Source organism: Streptomyces sp. NRRL WC-3549 (assembly GCF_000721935.1).
Classification (GTDB): domain Bacteria; phylum Actinomycetota; class Actinomycetes; order Streptomycetales; family Streptomycetaceae; genus Streptomyces.
The window spans coordinates 137,678-140,232 of sequence record NZ_KL585393.1 but is presented as its reverse complement, the minus strand read 5'-3'; the positions used below and the strand labels follow the sequence as shown (position 1 = coordinate 140,232).

2 protein-coding genes are annotated in these 2,555 nt (G+C 75.1%); both read left to right on the top strand.

Annotation, left to right across the window (positions count from 1 at the left end):
- A partial coding sequence (locus IH13_RS0110570) for an outer membrane protein assembly factor BamB family protein (protein ID WP_031083195.1) occupies nucleotides 1-1,257 on the top strand: 1,257 nt, incomplete at its 5' end.
- Nucleotides 1,258-1,447: 190 nt separating this feature from the next.
- Nucleotides 1,448-2,555 (top strand): C40 family peptidase (locus IH13_RS0110565; protein ID WP_063837427.1); only part of this gene is annotated, 1,108 nt, incomplete at its 3' end.

Genomic DNA, 2,555 nt, shown 5'->3' with positions numbered 1-2,555 from the left:
GGCGGGGGCGGCGTGCTGGCCCTCGGATCCGACGACACGGCCGCCGCCACCGACGACAAGCCCGTGGCGAAGCCGCGCCCCGCCGTCCCCGGCCGGGCCCCCGAGCCCCGGTGGACGTACACCCACCCGGCGGACGAACCGGCCCCGCTCACAGCCGGAATCTGGCAGGACGAACTGCTGGTGCTGACCAGCACCGCCCAGGCGACCGGGATCGACCTGCGGACCGGGCGCGCACGCTGGACCTGCCCGGACGCGGCGGGCGCCCAGGCGGTAGGGGCCGCAGGCGAGGGGCTCTGCCTCCTGGCGGGCCCGACCGAGTTCCTCTGGCTGTCGTCCCGGGACGGACGGGTCGGACACCGGGTCCGGTACGCGGACCAGTTCGCCGGCGTACCCGGCCTGAAGGTGGGGCCGCTCGTCGGGACGGACGGGACCGTCCTGTGGTTCACCGGCTCCCACACCGTCACCGTGAAGGCGCCGAAGCCGAAGAAGGGCAAGAAGCCCGGCAAGGACACCCAGGCCGCCAAGGCGTACCTCTTCGCGTACGACGTCGTCCGGCGCAAGGAGGTCTGGCGCACCGAGATCCCCGCGGGCCGGGACCCCGGCACCCCGTCCTACCGGCTGACGGCCCTCCGGGAGGCCGATGTCGTCGTCGTCCAGGACCCGGCGACGCTCACCCCGGCCGACGTCGGGGCAGGGAAGGGCAAGGCCGTCTTCCGCTGCTTCGACCGCGCCACCGGGAAGGCGCTGTGGAACCGGCGGTTCGGCTCGGTCGCCCCGGCCGCCGCGGCGCTCGGCGACGCGGACGGGCGGCTGTACGCGGCGGCCGGCACGGGTCTCCAGGCCTTCGAGACGGATACCGGGAAGCCGCTCTGGACCCTCCCCGGTACCGAGGCGTCCGTGTACGGCACCCCGGTCCGGGCGGGGAAGCTGCTCCACACCACCGACCGAGCCCAGCAGGTCGGCGCGGTCGACGCCGCCACCGGACGCGTCGTCTGGCGGCGGTCCACAGAGGTACCGCTCGGCGGCGACGCCCCCGTCCTCACCCTCGGCGGCGCCGGGAGGACCCTGCTCGCGGCGGACGCCACCCAGGTGACGGCGTTCGACGCGGCGGACGGACGCCGGCTGTGGAAGTTCCAGGACATCGGCGTACAGGACCCGAAGGGCGCCACGGTCAGCGCGCCCTACCGGGTCCTGGCGGCGAAGAAGAGCGCGGTCGTCCAGCGCGAGCGGGCCTTCTACGCGTTCCCGGTCGCGTGAGCCGGTGATCCGGGCGGTCCTACGCCCGGCGTGGGGCGTTCGGGCGTTCCTGCCGGCGCCACGCCGGGCGGTCCTTGCCCCGCGCGGTGCCGGGTGACCGGATGGACGGGATCCGTTCATCCATGGGGTTGTCCGCCGATCCGACAGACCTACGGAATGCGGGCCCGGCCCCGTCACCGGAGGTGATGTCGTGTCAGGCAGACTCGTGCGCACCCTCTGCACGGCGGCGACCGCCGCGATGGTGGCCGCCTCCCCCGCCCTCGCGGAACCCGCGCCCGTCCCCGCCGCTCCCGCCGCTCCCGGCGCTCCCGGCGCTCCCGGCGCTCCCGGCCGCGACGAGGCCCCGCAGAGCGTCTCCGCGCTGCTGAACCGCCTGCAGGCCCTCTACCAGGAGGCGGAGAAGGCCGGGGAGGCGTACAACGGCACCGTCGAGGCGCTGAAGAAGAAGACCGCCGAGGCGAAGAAGCTGGACACCCGGCTCTCCGCGGCCCGCGACGCCCTGACCGCGGCCCGGCGCGACGCGGGGCGCCTGGCCCGCGAGCAGTACCGGGGGCGCACCGACTTCTCCGTCTACCTGCGGCTCCTGCTGGCCCGGGACCCCCAGCACGCCTTCGACCAGAGCCATGTGATCGCGCGCGCCCAGGCCGGGAAGACGGCCACCGTCGAACAGCTCTCGGCGGCCGAGAAGCGGGCCGAGGACCTGGCGGCGGCGTCACGTGCGGTGGTGGAGCGGCAGCGGGCGCTGACGAAGAAGCGGAAGGAGCAGCGCGAGGCGGTGTGGTCCCGGATGCGGGACGTGGAGGCGATGCTCGCCTCGCTCTCCGAGGAGCAGCTCGCCCGGCTGACGGACCTGGAGCGGCGCACCACCGGGGCGGCGCAGCGGGAGCTGGTCGCCTCGGGCGCGCTGAGCGGCACCGGGTCGCCGTCGGAGCAGGGCGGCGAGGCCGTGCGGTACGCCGTCGGGCAGATCGGCAAGCCCTACGTCTGGGGCGCCGAGGGCCCGGAGTCCTACGACTGTTCGGGACTCACCTCGACGGCCTGGTCGGCGGCGGGGCGGCCCATTCCGCGCACCTCGCAGGAGCAGTGGCGGCAACTGCCCCACGTCCCCCTCTCGCAGCTGCGCCCGGGGGACCTGGTGGTCTACTTCCCGGAGGCCACCCATGTGGCGCTCTACATCGGCGGCGGGCGGGTCGTCCAGGCGCCCCGGCCCGGCAGTTCGGTGAAGGTGTCGCCGCTGGCGTCGAACCCGCTGCTGGGGGCGGTGCGGCCGGACCCGGGGCTGTCTCTTATACACATCT